Origin of the sequence: Archangium lansingense (assembly GCF_026626635.1) — a bacterium.
Taxonomy (GTDB): domain Bacteria; phylum Myxococcota; class Myxococcia; order Myxococcales; family Myxococcaceae; genus Archangium; species Archangium lansingense.
Map to the genome: position 1 here is coordinate 2,170,946 of NZ_JAPNKA010000001.1, position 15,992 is coordinate 2,186,937.

11 protein-coding genes are annotated in these 15,992 nt (G+C 68.9%); 7 read left to right on the top strand and 4 right to left on the bottom strand.

The features are described 5' to 3' along the window. Window positions 1–3: 3 nt before the first annotated feature. The 4 genes from OV287_RS08735 to OV287_RS08750 all read right to left on the bottom strand — a co-directional run bounded on the left by OV287_RS08735 (window position 4) and on the right by OV287_RS08750 (window position 7,810). Complete coding sequence (locus OV287_RS08735; RefSeq protein ID WP_267533533.1) at window positions 4–5,400, bottom strand: trifunctional serine/threonine-protein kinase/ATP-binding protein/sensor histidine kinase; 5,397 nt, start codon at window positions 5,398–5,400, stop codon at window positions 4–6. A 99-nt stretch (window positions 5,401–5,499) separates the two neighbouring features. Then, on the bottom strand, window positions 5,500–6,558 hold the full coding sequence (locus OV287_RS08740; RefSeq protein ID WP_267533534.1) for a TIGR04500 family putative peptide maturation system protein: 1,059 nt from the start codon (window positions 6,556–6,558) through the stop codon (window positions 5,500–5,502). After that, on the bottom strand, window positions 6,555–7,574 hold the full coding sequence (locus OV287_RS08745) for an MvdC/MvdD family ATP grasp protein (protein ID WP_267533535.1): 1,020 nt from the start codon (window positions 7,572–7,574) through the stop codon (window positions 6,555–6,557). The genes OV287_RS08740 and OV287_RS08745 overlap by 4 nt, the downstream gene beginning before the upstream one ends. Window positions 7,575–7,648: 74 nt before the next feature. Continuing rightward, window positions 7,649–7,810 carry a hypothetical protein gene (locus OV287_RS08750; protein ID WP_267533536.1) on the bottom strand — a complete coding sequence of 54 codons (162 nt, stop codon included), beginning with the start codon at window positions 7,808–7,810 and terminating at the stop codon, window positions 7,649–7,651. A 174-nt stretch (window positions 7,811–7,984) separates the two neighbouring features. Here OV287_RS08750 and OV287_RS08755 point away from each other — a divergent pair, with 174 nt between their 5' ends. The 7 genes from OV287_RS08755 to OV287_RS08785 all read left to right on the top strand — a co-directional run bounded on the left by OV287_RS08755 (window position 7,985) and on the right by OV287_RS08785 (window position 15,991). Then, window positions 7,985–9,355 (top strand): matrixin family metalloprotease, encoded by a 1,371-nt coding sequence (locus tag OV287_RS08755; protein WP_267533537.1) that lies wholly within the window; start codon window positions 7,985–7,987, stop codon window positions 9,353–9,355. Beyond that, entirely contained in the window at window positions 9,352–10,035 is a 684-nt protein-coding gene (locus OV287_RS08760) for a hypothetical protein (protein ID WP_267533538.1), read from the top strand. Before OV287_RS08755 ends, OV287_RS08760 begins: the two co-directional genes overlap by 4 nt. A gap of 6 nt (window positions 10,036–10,041) precedes the next feature. Next, the gene (locus OV287_RS08765) at window positions 10,042–10,542 is read left to right on the top strand and encodes an RNA polymerase sigma factor (protein ID WP_267533539.1); all 501 of its coding nucleotides are present in this window, start codon (window positions 10,042–10,044) and stop codon (window positions 10,540–10,542) included. Continuing rightward, entirely contained in the window at window positions 10,539–11,345 is an 807-nt protein-coding gene (locus OV287_RS08770; RefSeq protein ID WP_267533540.1) for a DUF4384 domain-containing protein, read from the top strand. Before OV287_RS08765 ends, OV287_RS08770 begins: the two co-directional genes overlap by 4 nt. After that, window positions 11,342–12,922, top strand: coding sequence for a caspase family protein (locus OV287_RS08775; protein WP_267533541.1), 1,581 nt, complete (start codon window positions 11,342–11,344; stop codon window positions 12,920–12,922). The genes OV287_RS08770 and OV287_RS08775 overlap by 4 nt, the downstream gene beginning before the upstream one ends. A gap of 190 nt (window positions 12,923–13,112) precedes the next feature. Beyond that, entirely contained in the window at window positions 13,113–14,711 is a 1,599-nt protein-coding gene (locus OV287_RS08780; protein ID WP_267533542.1) for a M28 family metallopeptidase, read from the top strand. A 128-nt stretch (window positions 14,712–14,839) separates the two neighbouring features. Beyond that, on the top strand, window positions 14,840–15,991 hold the full coding sequence (locus tag OV287_RS08785; RefSeq protein WP_267533543.1) for a Kelch repeat-containing protein: 1,152 nt from the start codon (window positions 14,840–14,842) through the stop codon (window positions 15,989–15,991). The last annotated feature ends 1 nt before the right edge of the window (window position 15,992 follow it).

Sequence of the window (15,992 nt, forward strand, 5' to 3'; positions counted from 1 at the left end):
ACGTCAGCCCCGGGCCGGGCTCCGCGTGAGCTCACCCGGGAGCTCCACCGTGAACTCCGCGTACTGTCCCTCCTCGGACTCCACCCGCATCTTTCCTCCGAGCGCGGCGATGATGTCGTGACTGAGGGACAGGCCCAGCCCTGTTCCCTCTCCCGTCGGCTTGGTGGTGAAGAAGGGGGTGAAGAGCTTGTCGCGCACCATGGCGGGGACACCTTTGCCGTTGTCGCGCACCCGGAGCTCCACCGAGCTGCCTGTCCAGTGCGTGGACACCTTCAACCGGGGTTGCTCCGCCATGGGGCGTTGCGCCTTCTCATGAGCCGAGTAGCAGGCGTTGTCCAGCAGGTTGAGGATGACGCGGCGGAGATCCTCGGGGACCAGGTGGCACTGGGGCACGGTGTCGTCGAGGAAGGTGTCGATGGTCACCTGACGCGGGGGACGCATGGCCCGCTGCCCGTGCTGGACGAGACGCACGGCCTCCTCCACGAGCTGGTTGATGGAGGTGGGCTGCTGCTCACCCCGGTTGTTGCGCGCGTGCCGCAGCATCCCATTGATGATGCCGCTGGCCCGCTGCTCATGCTCACACACCTTGGAGATGTTCTGCTCCAGCTCCTTCAGCAGGGGGCCGGGCTCCTCCCGCTTCTCCACCGTCTCGCGCAGCTCCTGCACCAGCTCGAGGGAGAGCTCGGAGAAGTTCTTCACGAAGTTCAGGGGGTTTTTCAGCTCGTGGGCAATGCCCGCGGTGAGCGAGCCGAGCGAGGCGAGCTTCTCCTGGGTGATGATCTGCGCCTGCATGGTTTTGAGGCTCTCCAACGCGCGCTGCAGCTCGGCGTTCTTGGAGTGCAGCTGCTCCGTGCGCTCCTGGACCCGGTGCTCGAGGGTCCGGTGGGATTCCCCGAGCCTGCGGTAGAGCCCGGCGTTCTCGATGGAGATGGCGGCCTGGGCTGACAGCATGCCGACCGCCTTGAGGCGATTGGCATTGAAGGCGCCCGCGAGGAGGTTGTTCTCCAGGTAGACGAGGCCGAGCAGTTGCTTGCGGTGGAGAATGGGGACGCAGAGCACCGAGCGGACGTGGTGGAGGACGATATAGGAGTCGCTCCGGAAGGGCTCCTGCGTGGAGGCATCATCGAGGAGCAGGGGGCCGCCGGTGCTCAGCACGAGCTCGGCGATGGTGTGGCAGAGCGCATCGCTCTCCGCCATGCGCTGCACGGGAAGCAGGGGAGCGCTGCCGCTGCCCACCTCACCCGAGGCCTCGACGAAGAAGTCCTCCTCCCGCTGGAGCACCAGTACGCCGCGCTGGGCGCCCGTGCTCTCCATGAGGATGTCAACGAGGTTGGCGGCGAGCTGTGGGAAGTGCAGCTCGCTGGAGATGGCCTGGGAGGCCTTCATCATCGAGGACACGTCGAGCACTTCGGCGAGCGAGTCGGTGCTGGACAGGTCGGAGGTGACTGTGAGCTCCGGGTACTCGCTTCCCTGGAGCCGTGCCATCGAGAGGCCAGTACCCTGGAGCTTGTGGTCCCAAGCCCGAAGGGTGCCACTGTAGGAATGCAGGAGGTATGATTGCTCGGCGGAGAGGATGTGCACCTTGCCCGCCGCACCCCACCGCTCGTACGCGTTGAGGGCTTCCACCAGGTAGGCAGCGGCCAGGGGTGGACGGCTCAGCTCCGCCTGGAAGCGGCAGGCCTGTTCACAGGCGATGGCCTCCACGCTGGTGAAGCCGCTGGCGCGCGCCGCGGAGATGGCTTCCTCGTAGCGGGTATGTGCCTCGACGTGCTGCCCCTTCACGCGGGCCAGCTCCGCGCGGACCAGCAGGTGGTAGGGCGAGAAGTTCTCCGGTGCGCGGTGGGCGCACCTCTCCAGGTACGCACGCTGCTGCTCCATGATGGCGAGCAGCTCCTGCTTCCGGCGCTCACTGGCACGCGGGTACACCGCGGCCGCGCTCAGCGCGTAATAGAAGGCGTGCGTGGTCAGCAGGAAGAGTCCGGGAACCGAGCGCATCATCGCGGCGCTCTCCTCCGCCACCGCCATCGCCTGTTCGAGCTGACGGAGCAGATAGTGCTGCTCGAGCAGCACCAGCCCGGCATGGGCCTTGTTTGCCGGCCACTGAAGGTGGGAGAGCGGGAGGGTCTGCCGCGGTAGCTCCTGGGCGCCAGTCAGCAACAGCAACGCCTGCCGGAACGCCAGGAGCACGGAGGTGTTGTCGGAGTCCTTCTGGGTCTTGGGCAGGTCGAGGAACTTCTGGTTTTCCTCCAGCAGCTCCTGGATCGGCTCTCCCAGGGCGAGGCGCCGCCAGGACAGCACGGTGAAGCAATGCCCCGCGAGCTGCCAGTCTCCGCTGTCCAAGAGGATTCTGTAGGCCTCGGTGAGCTGGAGGACGCCGGTGCGGGTGCTCCAGGTCCAATGATCGATGAAGGTCGCGTGAAGATAGAAGGCGCGAGCCTGCTGTAGCGGGTCCCGGAGGAGGGTGGCGAGCTCGAAGGCGAGCAGGCCGAACCGCCGGCCAGCGGCGGGGTCATCGAAAAAGGCCGAGAGGACGAGGCCGTGGCAGACGTAGGCGTAAGGCGAGAAGCGGCTGTTGCCGTGCTCCAGGCTCAGCCTGACATGCCGGAACGTCATGAGGACGAGGAGCTTCTGGGCGGTGAAGTAGGCGGGGGGCGCGATGGCGCTCATCAGCTCGGAGGCGAGCTTCGCGTTGGGCTCACTCATCAGAGGCAGCGCGAGCAGCTCCGAGGTGTCACGGCCCGCCAGTGCGGTCTCTAGCGCCCGTAGCTCCGCGGCGATGGCAGCGTCGTCGGGGTGGGCGGGAAGGTCGATTCCGAGCAGGCGGAGCCCCTCGAGACCGTACTCCAGCGAATCGGTGTGCCGGTCGTGGAGGGTGCTCAAGATGGCCTGCAGGCAGAGCACACTGGCTCGCTGGGCCGGGGTGCGCGCCTGGGCGTGCAGGGTGGAGAAGCCGGAGGCCGCCGCTTCAATCTCTCCGGCGAGGTAGAGGGACTCGGTGAGCTCCTTCTGGAGCGCGAAGCGCCGCTCGTGTTCCTGTTCCCGGAGCGCGGGAGGGATGAGCACCTCGCCGGTCTGGAAGAGCTCACAGGCGGTGCGGTAGGTGCCCGAGGTCTTCGCCCGCCGGCCCGTCGCCAGATGGAGATCAGCCAGCTCCAGCCGCAGCGAGTCCGGGCCAATGCGCTCCGGTGCATGGCCCAGGTGCGGCAGAATGGCGAACACCCGCTCGTCGAGCGTCTTCGTGGCGCGGGCATCCTCGTACAGGCGCAGGCCCACCTCCAGGTGACGCGTGGCGCGCTCGTCCTGGGGAATGTGTGAATAGGCGGCCTGACGGACCTGGTCGTGCACGAAGCGGAAGGAGACGTCCAGGTCCGTAGGTTCCACCGCGCCGCCCTGGGGATCGAGCAGCACGTAGTCCTTGCTGAGCGGGAGCACGAGTCTCCGCTCGAGGGCGGTCCAGAGGGCGCGTGCCGTCTCCCCGGCCGTGGCCCCGTAGGCCACCATGAGGTCATGGAAGCCGAACGTCACGCCCAGGCACGCCGCGACCTGGAGCAGGGCCCGGGTCTCCTGCGGCAGCCGGAGGCTCTCGGCCACCATCAGCGCGGCCACGTCTTCCGGAAGCTCCTGGGACTCGATGCGAGCGAGGTCCCACTCCCACTGGCGGCTGCGCGGGTCGAAGCGGAGCAGGTCCCGCTCGTGCAGGAAGCGGAGGGTCGCCTTGACGGAGAAGGGGTTGCCACCCGTCCTGGTGTGGATGAGGCGGGCCAGCTCCAGCCCACGCTTGGCTTCCACGGCGGTGCTCTCGCACACCATCCGGGCCACCTCCTTGAGGCCGAGGGGCGTGAGGTGGAGCTGCTCCCAGGTGGTGCCGGCGGTGCGCAGCTCGTCGAGTGCGAAGGTGAGGGGGGAGGTCGGGGAGAACTCGGTATCGCGGTAGGCGCCGACGAGCAGCAGGTGCCGGGTGGAGAGATCCCTGGCGAGTGTCTGCAGCAGCGTGAGCGTGGCGCTGTCGGCCCACTGCAGGTCATCCAGGAAGAGGGCGAGTGGGCGCTCTGGGGTCGCGAACGCCTGAAGCGTGCGCGCGAGCACGAGGTTGAGGCGGTTCTTGGACTCGGAGGAGGGGAGCGGAACGGGTGGGGGCTGCTCGCCCACCAGCGCGCGGGTGTCGGGGACGGCCTCGACGAGGACGGAGGTGTTCGCCCCGAGCACTTCCTGGAGGCGCTCGCGCATGAGGGTGGTCTCCGCCTCGCCCTCCCCGAGCGTCTGCCGCACCAGATGCTGCAGCGCCTGGTGGACGGCATCGAAGGGCTCGCTGCGCAAGAGCTGGTCACACTTGCCCATGGCCACGTGTCCCCGGCTGACAGCCGTCACCCGGTACAGCTCGTTGACGAGCGAGGTCTTGCCAATGCCCGCCGGGCCGGAGATGAGGAGGAGCTGGCCGCGGCCGGCCGCGGTGCGCGCATATGCCCGGGTCAGCAGGGCCACGCTCGAGTCGCGTCCGTGCAGTCCCTGCGGCGGGCGGAACTGGTGGGGTCGGTCCGAGAGACCTATGGGAAAAAGCGGGAGCGTGGCCCCTTTGCGGAGCTGGCGCTGGCACTGCTCGAGGTCAGCGATGAGTCCCCAGGTGCTCTGGTAGCGGTCCTCCGGCTCCTTGGCCAGCAGCTTGAGCACGATGGCGGCGAGCTGCTCCGGCACCTCGGGGTTGAGCTCCCGCGGCGAGGGCGGCACCTGGGCGACGTGCGCGTGGAGCAGCTCCAGGGGGGCGTTCGTGGAGAAGACGCGGCGGTCGGTGAGCAGCTCGAAGAAGGTGGCGCCCAGGGCGTAGAAGTCCGCGCGGTAGTCCACGCCCCGGTTCATGCGTCCGGTCTGCTCGGGCGCCATATAGGCCAGCGTGCCCGTCAGGAGCGTGGGGAGCTCGGGCGGGACGGTCTCCAGCGAGAGCCCCACCGAGAGGGAGAAGTCGGTGATTTTCAGCACCCTGGTGGCGGGATTGACGATGATGTTGTGCGGCTTGATGTCCTTGTGAATGACGCCGTGCTGGTGGATGTGTCCCAGCGCCGCGCTGATGCGTACGGCGAAGTCGAGGAAGGTCGTCACGTCCAGCGGCCCACTCTCATCCAGCAGATGGCGCAGGGAGGTGCCCCCGAAGTCCTCCAGGACGAGTGCCGCCCGATCGGGAAACTGCTCCAGCCCCAGGACCTGGACGATGCCGTCCCCCTCGACGCGGCGGGCGATGGCGTACTCCCGGCGGAGCTCCAGGGTCCGGCGCCGATCGAGATAGTCGCTGCCGGTCAGCTTCAGGATGACGGGGCACTGGTCCCGGAGCCGGGTAGCCCGGAAGAGCGTCGAGCGGTTGCTGGAGTGGAGCTGCTCGTGAAGGGTGTACCCTGACCGGTGTGCCACGGAGTCTCCGTCGAGAGCCAGCGTCTGTTCCTCCGCTGGGCGGCCTCGCGAATCTATCCCGGCACGCCTCCCCCGCGCTGTGGACCGGATCACACGGTCTCACAGAGACAGGGCTGGCAGCTCAGCGGCCTCCGCGGCGCCCCAGAACCACTCCACGCGTGCGCGGCGCCGTCCCTCCGCAAGCCACTCCTCGAAGAGTTGGTCCCGCACCTGTTCGCAGGTGGCCTCGTCGAGCCGGGCCGGCAGGAAGCGCAACACGCGCACCAGCTCGTAGCCCTCCCCGCTGGGAACGGGCTCGGCCATCCGGCCTTGTTCGGTGGAGAACAGTCGCTCTGCCTGCTCGGGCTCGAGCTCCCCGCGCCGCAGTGTGGCGAACAGGTTTCCCGCGCCGCCTCGCTCCAGGAAGGACACCTGCGCCAGCTCGAGGAACCGGCCGGGCGCCTCGCGAAGTTGCTCGTACAGCCGCCAGGCTTCCTCCCGGCTGGGGACATATAGCCGCGCGACCTGGACGCGCTCGAAGTCGGCCCGGTGGCGCTGGAACCAGGCTTCCTCGCGGCCCGCGGCCACCTTGTGCCGCAGCTTCCGGCGCGACACGTCCTCGCGCAGGTGCTGCTCGAGCTGCACCTGGGTGGTGCCGTGCTCGGCCATCCACCGCTCCACGTCCTCCACGCTGAAGAGTCGCCGCTTCGTCCGGAAGTCGTGCAGGGCCTCGGCGAGCTCCTCGTCCGTTACCACCAGCCCGCTGTTGCGGATCTCCTGGTCAATCAGACTCATGTTGATGAGGTGCCGGCCGATGTGCAGGGTGCTCCAGGCATGGTCCAGCGAGGTGATGGCCTGGGTGATGAACACCGGGTCATCGTTGACGCGCAGGACGAGCGACTCGTTGACGCGCTGGAGGCCTCGCGCCGGCCAGGGAATTTCCTCGTCCGCGCAGTAGCTCAGGGAGTACGTGCCCGCGTCATCGGCGACGAGGATGTCGTAGTGGACCGTGCTGCCATAGGTCTCCTGCTCCCAGACCATGTTCATCCAGTGTCCGGGGTGGCGGGCCTTCAGAAGCTGGAAGGACTCCTGGGCTTGCTCGGGCTCGAGGTGCTCCTCGCGCCACTTCACCAGCGAGGTGAGCGCGTCGCGGACGGCCGCGGAGAGGGACTCGTTCATGGGTGGGCCTCCAGGGCAGGGAATGGGGACGGCGTGGGGGCATGGCCCGCGGGGTCCATGAGCGTGGTGCAGATGGCCTCGGCGATTGGCAAACCGGTCTCGTCTTGGATCCACAGCCACTGGCCGTTGGGGTTGATCTCCAGGAAGACGTAGCGGCCGTCGGGGGTGACGATCATGTCGATGGCGCCGAAGCGCAGCCCCAGCCGTGCGACCAGCTCCAGACAGGCGTGGCGGATGGCCTCGGGCAGGGAGTGCACGCGATAGGGCGTGTGCCCCCAGTCATAGTGGCGCCAGTCGAGCTGGGTGCGCCGGGTCGCCTGGGAGTGAATCTCCGCGGCGAGCACCTGGTCGCCGACCACGGTGATGCGCAGCTCGAAGCGCTTGGGGACCTGGGCCTGAAACAGCATGGGGCTGTGGCGCAGGCGCCGCGCATAGCCCACGTCGCGGGTGGTGACGGCCTGCGTGAAGCGCATCAGCGTTCCGCCCGTGCGCTGGCTGGCGGCCATGATGGTGCTGGGAAACTTGTCGATGATGTGACCGCCGTGCTGGCGGTGGAACTCGAGGAACTCGTCGGGGTCGCTGGTGATGAGCGTAGGCGGAATGTCCATCCCGAGCTCCGTGGCGAGCTGGAGCTGGAGTTGCTTGTTGTCGGCACGCCGGATGGCGTGAATGGGACCGGGCAGCCAGGGGATGTTGAGCGCGTTCCAGGTGTCCTGGAGCAGGCGCATGCACTCCTCCTCTGCGTAGGTCTCGAGCAGGGGATCCGCGATGCGTCCGGAGGGAATGGGCTTGCCAGGCCGCCGCAGCCAGCCCGCGGTGCACCGGGTCAGGTCGAGCCTCTCGCCGCCTCTCTTCAGCCAGACGTGCTTGCGGCCCGCGCGGAATTCGGTGGAGAGCGACGCGGTGCCGGGAAACTCGCTCCAGTCGAAGCGGCAGACGCTGGCGCCACGTTGCCGCAGCCTGGCCTCGACGGCATTGGCGTGCGGGTCATTGGGCTCGGTCAGGATGAGAATCATGGAGTATTCAGCGTGAGCACGGGCTCGCCTGGTCCGCGGCCTGCCGGACCAGGGAGCCCATCGTGGACCAGGGATTACTCGTCACAGTCTCCACACATGGAGCAGGTGCCGCCCTGGCTCGCCATGCCGCCCGCGACGACCTTGAGCTCAACTTCGCTGAGCTCCCGCTCGCCGAGCTTCTTCTGGGTCGACTCGATCTGGGTCATCTGCAGCCGGGCACGCTTCTGGTTCTTCATCGTCTTCTCCTCTTGGGGGTGCGGCGCTCCGGGGGTCCGTGTCGCCGCGATTCGCCCTGGATGGAGGGGAGACGCGGGTGGATGTGACACCCGGGCGAAAAAAGAGGGTGCCAGTTTTTCCCGCTGCCTCGGTCCTGGGGTCGATGTGACGCAAACCCCTCTGGGAGACACACGATGAGACGCTGGCTTTCGCTTCACCTGCTCTGGGCCCTGGCCCTGTTCATGCTTCCGCCCACCGTCCAGGCCTCCACCTTGATGGCGCTCGATGTGCCCGCGCTCACGCGAGGTTCGGAATGGGTGATCCACGGCCGGGTGGTGCAGGCCACCAGCCGTTCGCTTCAGGGCTCGGGGCGTATCGTCACCGACGTGGAGGTTGCGGTGGCCGAGGTGCTGCTGGGCTCGGTGCCGTCTCCCTCCGTGAGGATCGTCCTACCGGGAGGAACCGTCGGAGACCTCCGCCAGCACGTCAGCGGTGCGCCGGAGCTCACACCCGGTGAGGAGGTGGTGCTCTTTCTCGCGCCCGGGACAGACGGCCCTCGCGTGGTGGGCCTGGCCCAGGGCGCATTCCGCGTCCAGCGCTCGGAGGATGGCCAGAAGGTGCTTGCTACCCCGGTGCTCCCCGAGGACCTGCGCCTCCTGGACCCGAGGTCGCTCCAGCCTGTCTCTGGCACCGCGCGGCCGCTGGACCTCGAGGAGCTTCGGGCCCGGGTTCGCGCGACGGCCCGTGACGCGGCATCTCCGGTTCTCCGCTCCACGCCCCTCCAGGCCCTGGAGACCCAGGCTCCTCCAATTCCTTATTCCCGCACGCGCACCCAGCCTGGAGAAGGGGCCCACTGCCTGTGGTGGCCAGGAGGCAGCACGCTCACCTTCCATCAGCAGCAGTGCATGTCTGGGGAGGCGGACTGCGCGGCGCGTCAGGCGGCGGTGGGGCTTGCGCTGCGGAGCTGGGATGACGTGCTCGCGGAGTGCGCGAGTCTCCGTGTCTCCGAAGGCGCCGCCACGGCCTCGCGGCAGGTGGGCTACGTGCTGAACGGCGAGAACGAGAACATCATCGTCCTGCGGGACCGGGCCTGTACGCAGGCGGGGGGCTCCTCGGAGGGCGAGGACTGCTGGCGGTATGCGGCGGAGACCCTGGCCCTCACGACGGTCACCTTCCAGTTGCGTACGGGCGAGGTGCTCGATGCGGACGTGGAGCTCAACGCCGTGGCCTTCGCTTCCCCGGACCAGACGCGGGACCTCCAGGGGACGATGACGCACGAGCTGGGACATGCGCTCGGCCTGGACCACTCGACGGATCCACGCTCGACGATGTACCCCACGTCCACCCCGGACCAGCGGCTCGTCGACGCGGGCTCGCGGGAGGCCATGTGCACCATCTACCCGCGCGGGGCTCCCGCTGTAGACTGCGTGGCCGAGACGGACGAGTCCCAGCAACCGCTCGAGTCCTGGGGATGCAGCGCGGTCACCGGGGGCGGCGGGTCCATGCTGTCCGGGTTGGTGGCTCTGATGTTGTTGCGGCGCAGGAGGAGGGAGAACGGCGGATGACTCATCCACGTGTACCGAGGCTCACCTCGTGGCTGGCTACGCTCGCGCTGGGCGTGGTCGGCTGCGGTGAATACGGGCTGGCGGACGAGACGTATCCCGTCGAGCCGGTAGCGATTCTGGAGGGAGAGCTCCGCGCGGGTGTCGGCAGCGGGAAAGGCCCCACGGCGATGACCCTGGCCTGGGCGCCCGACCTCGCTGCCACGGAGCGGCTCGCCGCCTTGCTACTGGCGGAGGGCTCGTCCTGCGGCACGGAGCGTGGGGCGTTGCTGCAGCCCATGTCCTTCCAGCCGTATTTCCCCTCGAGCTTCGCGCTGCCTCTGTCCACCACTCCCGTGCCGGCCGCGCAGCTCTCGCTGGAGCCTCTCGGTGGTCAGGGCCGTCTGGCGCTCGGGTGGGTCGTCTTCTTCCAGGACGACAACCGAAACGGAGCGCTGGACCTGGGCTCGGAGAAGCCAGAGCGTGTGGTGGCCACCTCGCTCGATTCGGGGCTGGCGGTGCTCTTCCTGGATGGTGCCCTCCCGCCAGACCGCTCGGGGTCTTGGACGCAGTGGCCTCGCGAGGTACCTCGGGGTTTCAGCCTCCTTGGGGTAGAGCGCGCTGGAGGTGGGCCTCCGTCCTTCGCCGCGCTCCCGGCCTCCACCTCGTTGTCGCTGGAGGCTTCGCGGCACGCGTGCCCGTGAGGTGGGATGGACGCGGCGACGCTCGAGCACTGGTACGCGCTGTACGGTTACGCCGTGCACCGCCGCTGCGTCCGCCTCCTGCAATCCGAGGCCGAGGCGGAGGATGCTTTGCACGAGGTGTTCCTGCGTGCCTGGCGCTACGCCCATACGCTCCAGGGTGAGGAGCCGCTGCCCTGGCTTTACCGCATCGCGGACCGGCATTGCCTCGATGTGTTGCGTCGGCGCGCGCGTCAGGTTCCCACCGAGGACGTGAAGGGGCCTCTGCCTGAGGAGGCCTCCGCTCCGGACGCATCCGAGCAGATGCACCTGTTCGGCCAGGTGCTCGCGGCGTGCAAGGAGCGCGTGCGGGACGCCGCGGTGCTCTACTACCTGGACGAGCTCACGCAGGATGAGGTGGCCGAGAGCCTCGGTTGCTCGCGCAAGACGGTGAAGGAGCGGCTCGCCCAGTTCAAGACCGTGGCCGCCCGGTTGCTGACGGGTGGCCGGGCGAAGCGAGGTACAGGATGAGCGACTTCGAGTCCCTCCGAGGCTCGCGCGAGGCGGGCCATCCCGCGGCGCGGGCCCTCGAGCTGCTGGCCTTCGCGCCCGAGGGGACACCCCGGCCCCAGGACGTGGAGGAGCACGTGCGAGCCTGCGCCTCCTGCCAGTCGCATGTGGCGGCCCTTCGCGAGGAGCGGGTCCGATTCCTTCAGGCCCGGCCGGCGCGTGCCTTCGCGGCGCGCATCGAGGAGCGGGCACGCCGTGTCCCCTGGTGGAGGCGGCCCATCTGGGCGTTCGGGGCGCTCCCCGCCGCGGTGGCCGTGGCCCTGGTCCTCCTGGTGGTGTTGCCTCGCGTGGCGCCTCGGGACGGGGAGTCGGGAGGCGAGCTCCCCGTTCGTCTCAAGGGCGCGCCCGCGGTGCGGCTGGAGGTGCTCGTCAGCCGCGAGGGTCAACCCGCTGTCTCGCTCCCTGAAGGAGTGCCCCTGCTTCCGGGAGACGCGCTGCGCTTCCGGGTGACCGTCCCGGAACGGGGCTATGTCTTCATCGCCAACCAAGATGGGGCGGGCCAATTCACCCGCTATTTCCCCGCCAGTGGCTCACGCAGCGTGCCGCTCGATCCGGGAGAGCACCTGCTGCCGGGTGGTGTCGTGCTGGATGACTGGCGGGGCGAGGAGCGCATCACCCTGTTCTTCAGCCCGGCGCCGCTGGAGGAGCGGGACATCGAGGCGGCGCTGCGCCGCGCCTTCGAGCTGGCGGGTGGGTTGCGCTTCGAGGACACCGGGTTGCCGGGCGAGTCAGTGGTGCACTTCCATCGGAAGGGGACGCGGTGAGGTGGGGCGTGCTGGCCGCGCTGCTGCTGTGCTCCGGGGCTTGGGCCGCTGGAGTGGCGGAGGAGTTGCGGGTAGCGGTGGTGGTGGGGAGCAACACGGGAGTCAGCGGGGACGCACCACTGGAGTATGCCGAGGCGGATGCCCGGCGTTTCCACCAACTGCTGCTCGGGGTGGGGGGCGTCTCTCCCGAGCACGCCTTCCTGGTGACGGCGGGAGACGCTTCGGCGGTCCGGCGCGCGCTGGCCGAGGCGCAGCGGTTGCTGGCCCGTTCTCGTCCTCACGGACGGGGCACGCTGGTGCTCTACGTCTCCGCCCATGCCGACGCGGAGGCGTTGCACCTCGAGGGCACACGGTTGCCCCTGGCTGAGCTGCGGCAACTTCTCACGGCTGCGCCGGCCACCTTGCGGCTCGCCATTCTGGATGCATGCCGGACGCCTGTGGTCTCCCGCGCCAAGGGCGGCGTGCCTGTCTCGGACGAGGCGCCGGTCCGCCTGGAGGTGCCCTCCCAGGTAGAGGGAATGGTGCTGTTGATGTCGGCCGCGGAGGGCGAGTCGGCTCAGGAGTGGCCCTCGCTGCGCGGCTCGCTCTTCACACACCATGTGCTCGCGGCGCTGCACGGCCTGGCGGATGGGAATGGGGATGGGGCCATCACCCTCTCCGAGCTGTATGCCTATGCTTGGCGCCACACCCTGGCGGCTTCCACGCGCAGCGGCGCTGGGACGCAGCACCCGGGCTTCGACATCCGCCTGAGTGGCTGGGGCGAGTGGGTGATGGCACGTCCGGCGCGACTCGGGGCCAGCCTGGTGCTCGGCGAGGACGTGGAGGGAAGCCTCTGGGTGGCGGACCACCGGCAGGAGTTGGTGGCCGAAATCCGCAAATACCCGGGTGAGTCCACGCGTCTGGCGGTGCGGCCCGGCCTCTACCGGGTGGTGCGTCCGGAAGGACAGTTCGCGGAGGCCACGGACGTGCGGGTGGGCTGGAATGCGGAGCGGGTGCTGACGCGTGCGGACTTCGTCCGGGTTCCGCTGCAGCGGGCCCGCCTGAGGGGAAGTGGTCCGCTGGTGCTGCGCCCTTGGGATGTGAGCGCGGGCTACGCGCTGTCCACCGGCTCGGTGCGAGGAATGGGGGCGGAGCACTTTGGCGAAGTGGGGCTGCGTCACCGCTGGTCACGGGCCGCGGCGCATGCACGGCTGGGCTTCACGCGCGCCTATATGGAGCGCGAACTCTTCTCCCTGTCGCAGACGGAGTTTCGGCTGTCCCTGGGCGGAGGCTTTCTGCTGCACGCGGGACCTGTGGAATTCACGCTCGGTGCTGAAGGCCAGGGAACTTGGGTGCGGCAGACGATCCGCCGGGTGGACGCGGAGCAGGCCGGGCGCATCTTCGGCATCAAGGAGCCTCCGCGCTGGGGACTCATCTGGGGCCTGGGGCCCTTCGCTTCCGTGACGTATCCGTTGGCGGAGCGTCTCCTGGTGGGAGTGGAGGGCGCGGCGGGTCTCACGCAAGCGCCTCGCCACGATGGCTCGACGGACCTCCGGCCTTCCGCTCAGCTCCACGTGTCCGTTCACTGGGCCCTCTGATTCCGCATGCTCCCTCTCCCTCTGGGAGAGGGCGGGGGGTGAGGGTTTTGCCTGCGGGAAGACCCTCACCCTGACCCTCTCCCAAAGGGAGAGGGGACATCGTCGCCGGAAATGATCCGCGCAGTCGGGTGTTGGGGGCCGCGCTGATTTCTCCGCGCTCGGACTTCTCCGGGCCGAAAGCGAGTCCTTCATGCGCTGTTCTTCTCGTGCTTCCCTCCTCGCTGCGCTCGCCCTCCTGTGCGCTCCCGCCGCTCGCGCTGAAGCCCCCGCTCACAATGGTGCGAGCTGGTGGAAGCACGTGGAGTTCCTCGCCAGTGATTCGATGGAGGGCCGGGACACGGGCAGCGAGGGCTACCGCAAGGCCGCGGCCTACGTCATCGAGCAGCTCGCGGCGGCTGGCGTGAAGCCCGGGGCAGGCGACAGCTACCTCCAGGAGGTGGAGCTGGTGTCACGCCGGCTGGTGGAGGAGCGCTCGCGCCTGGCGCTGGTGCGCGGTGGCAAGGAGACGCGGCTGACACTGGGCCAGGATGCCATCATCTCCTCCCGTACGGGGGTGGCCGGCACGGTCGACGCTCCAATGGTGTTCGTGGGCTACGGCCTGTCCATCCCCGAGGCCGGGTACGACGACCTCGCGGGCGTGGACCTCCAGGGGAAGATCGCGGTCGTCCTCCAGGGAGGCCCCGAGAAGGTCCCGGGCGCGCTGCGTGCCCACCACAGCTCCATGAGTGAACGGGTGAAGGTACTGAAGAAGGCGGGAGCGGTGGGGCTCGTCACCCTACAGAACCCCAAGCTCGTGGAGGTTCCCTGGGAGCGCGCTGCCGGAGCGCGCAAAAAGCCTTCGATGATGTTCGCCGACTCGTCCCTCAACGAGGATGAAGGGCTGAAGGTGAGCATCGTCGTCAACCAGGCCCACGCGCAGAAGCTGTTCGCAGGCGCTCCGCATACCTACGCGTCGCTGGTCGCGCTGGCGAATGCGGACAAGCCGATGCCGCACTTCGAGCTGCCCGCGCGCCTGAAGGCCGAGGTCGCCTTCGAGAACGCGCCGGTGAAGGCCGCCAATGTGGTGGGCGTACTACCCGGGAGCGATCCCAAGCTCGCGGGGGAGTACGTGGTCATCTCCGCGCACCTGGACCACGTGGGCGTGGGCGAGCCGGTGAAGGGGGATCGCATCTACAACGGCGCCATGGACAATGCCTCGGGCGTGGCGGCGGCGCTCGAGGTGGCGCGGGTGCTCCAGGGCGCGGCGGAGAAGCCCAAGCGCTCGGTGCTCTTCGCCCTGGTGATGGGCGAGGAGAAGGGCTTGCTGGGCGCGAAGTACTTCGCTGCCCGTCCCACCGTGCCGGCGGCGGGCCTGCTGGCGGACTTCAACATGGACATGTTCCTACCGCTCACGCCCTTCACCCATGTGGTGGCCTACGGCATGGAGGAGTCCTCCCTCGGCGTGTCGCTGAAGCAGGTGGCCGAGGCCCACGGCGTGAAGGTGCTGGCGGACCCGCAGCCCAACCGCATGGGCTTCGTGCGCAGCGACCAGTACGCCTTCATCCGCGAGGGCGTGCCGGCGCTGGCCTTCAAGTTCGGCGCCGAGCCGGGCTCGAAGGAGGAGCAGTTGCTGCGGCGGTGGTACCAGGAGCGCTACCACGCGCCGTCGGATGACCTCTCCCAGCCGGTGAACAAGGAGGGCGCGGCGAAGTTCGTCCGGATGCTCGCCGACCTCTCCCGCACCGTGGCGGACGCGCCCGAGCGCCCGCGTTGGAACGATTCCAGCTTCTTCCGCCGCTTCGCCCGGTAACCGTTTCGCCTACCTTCACCGCCTATATCGGATTTCCGAAATACTTGGAATTATCCGTTATCTGTGCAATATGCGCACGCGCTTCCAGCGGCCGGGCTGGGGTGGGGTTCTTCTGGGGATGGGGTTCCATGTTCAAGGCGATCTGTTGGTCGTTGTTGCTGGCGGGAGCGGTGGTGGGGGGCGGGTGTGGGGGCTCGGAAGTGCCGGAGGCGGGGGCGGTGCGTTCTTCCGAGGGGCGGGCACTCACCTCGTCGCGCTGGAGCACCAGTGCGGCCATGAGGACCGCGCGCAGCCTGCACACGGCGACGCTGCTCGACTCGGGGCTGGTGCTGGTGGCGGGCGGTTCGACAGGGGGCGGCACGAGCGGCCTCACCCGGAGCGTGGAGCTGTACAACCCGTACTCGAATTCGTGGAGCAGCACGGGCTCGTTGAACGTGCCGCATCAGAACTTCGCGGGCGTCCGGCTCGCCTCGGGCCAGGTCCTGGTGGCAGGTGGGCAGGACGGCAGTGGCTTGCCCTATTCCAGCGCAGCGGAGCTGTATGTCCCGGCCACCGGCACGTGGAGCCTCACGGGCTCCATGGTGGTGCCGCGCGCCTTCTTCACCCTCACGCTGCTCGACTCGGGCAAGGTGCTGGCCTCGGGCGGAATGATGCCCTCGGGGAGCGTGTCCACCAGCGCCGAGCTGTACGACCCGGCCACCGGCACGTGGAGCCTCGCGGGCTCCCTGTCCGCCTCCCGCTTCTTCCACACCGCGACGCAGCTCTACTCGGGCGAGGTGCTGGTGCTGGGCGGCCTGGGCGCGACCACCAACAAGGCGGACCTGTACAGCCCGGCTGCCAACACGTGGCGGCAGGTGCAGCCCATGCCGGTGACGCGCTCGGGCCACACCGCGACGCGGCTCTACTCGGGTTACGTGATGGTCGCGGGCGGCTTCGACCCGAGCACCTCCGGCAACCCCGTGCTGAGCTCGGTGGACGTGTACGATCCGTACAACGACCGGTGGTTCACCGCTCCGCCGATGAACCGGCCGCGCAGGGACCACACCGCCATCCTGCTCTACTCGGGCGCGCTGCTGGTGACGGGCGGCACCAACGGCTCCACGCCGGAGACCAGCACCGAGGTGTACGACCCGCAGTACAACCGGTGGTTCACGATCGACTCCATGCCCGAGCCGCGCACCGCCCATACCGCTACGCTGCTGGACACGGGCGCGGTGCAGATCATCGGTGGCTCTGCGGGGAGCGTGGCCCTGCCGTCCTCCGTGCGCTTCACGCCGTGAG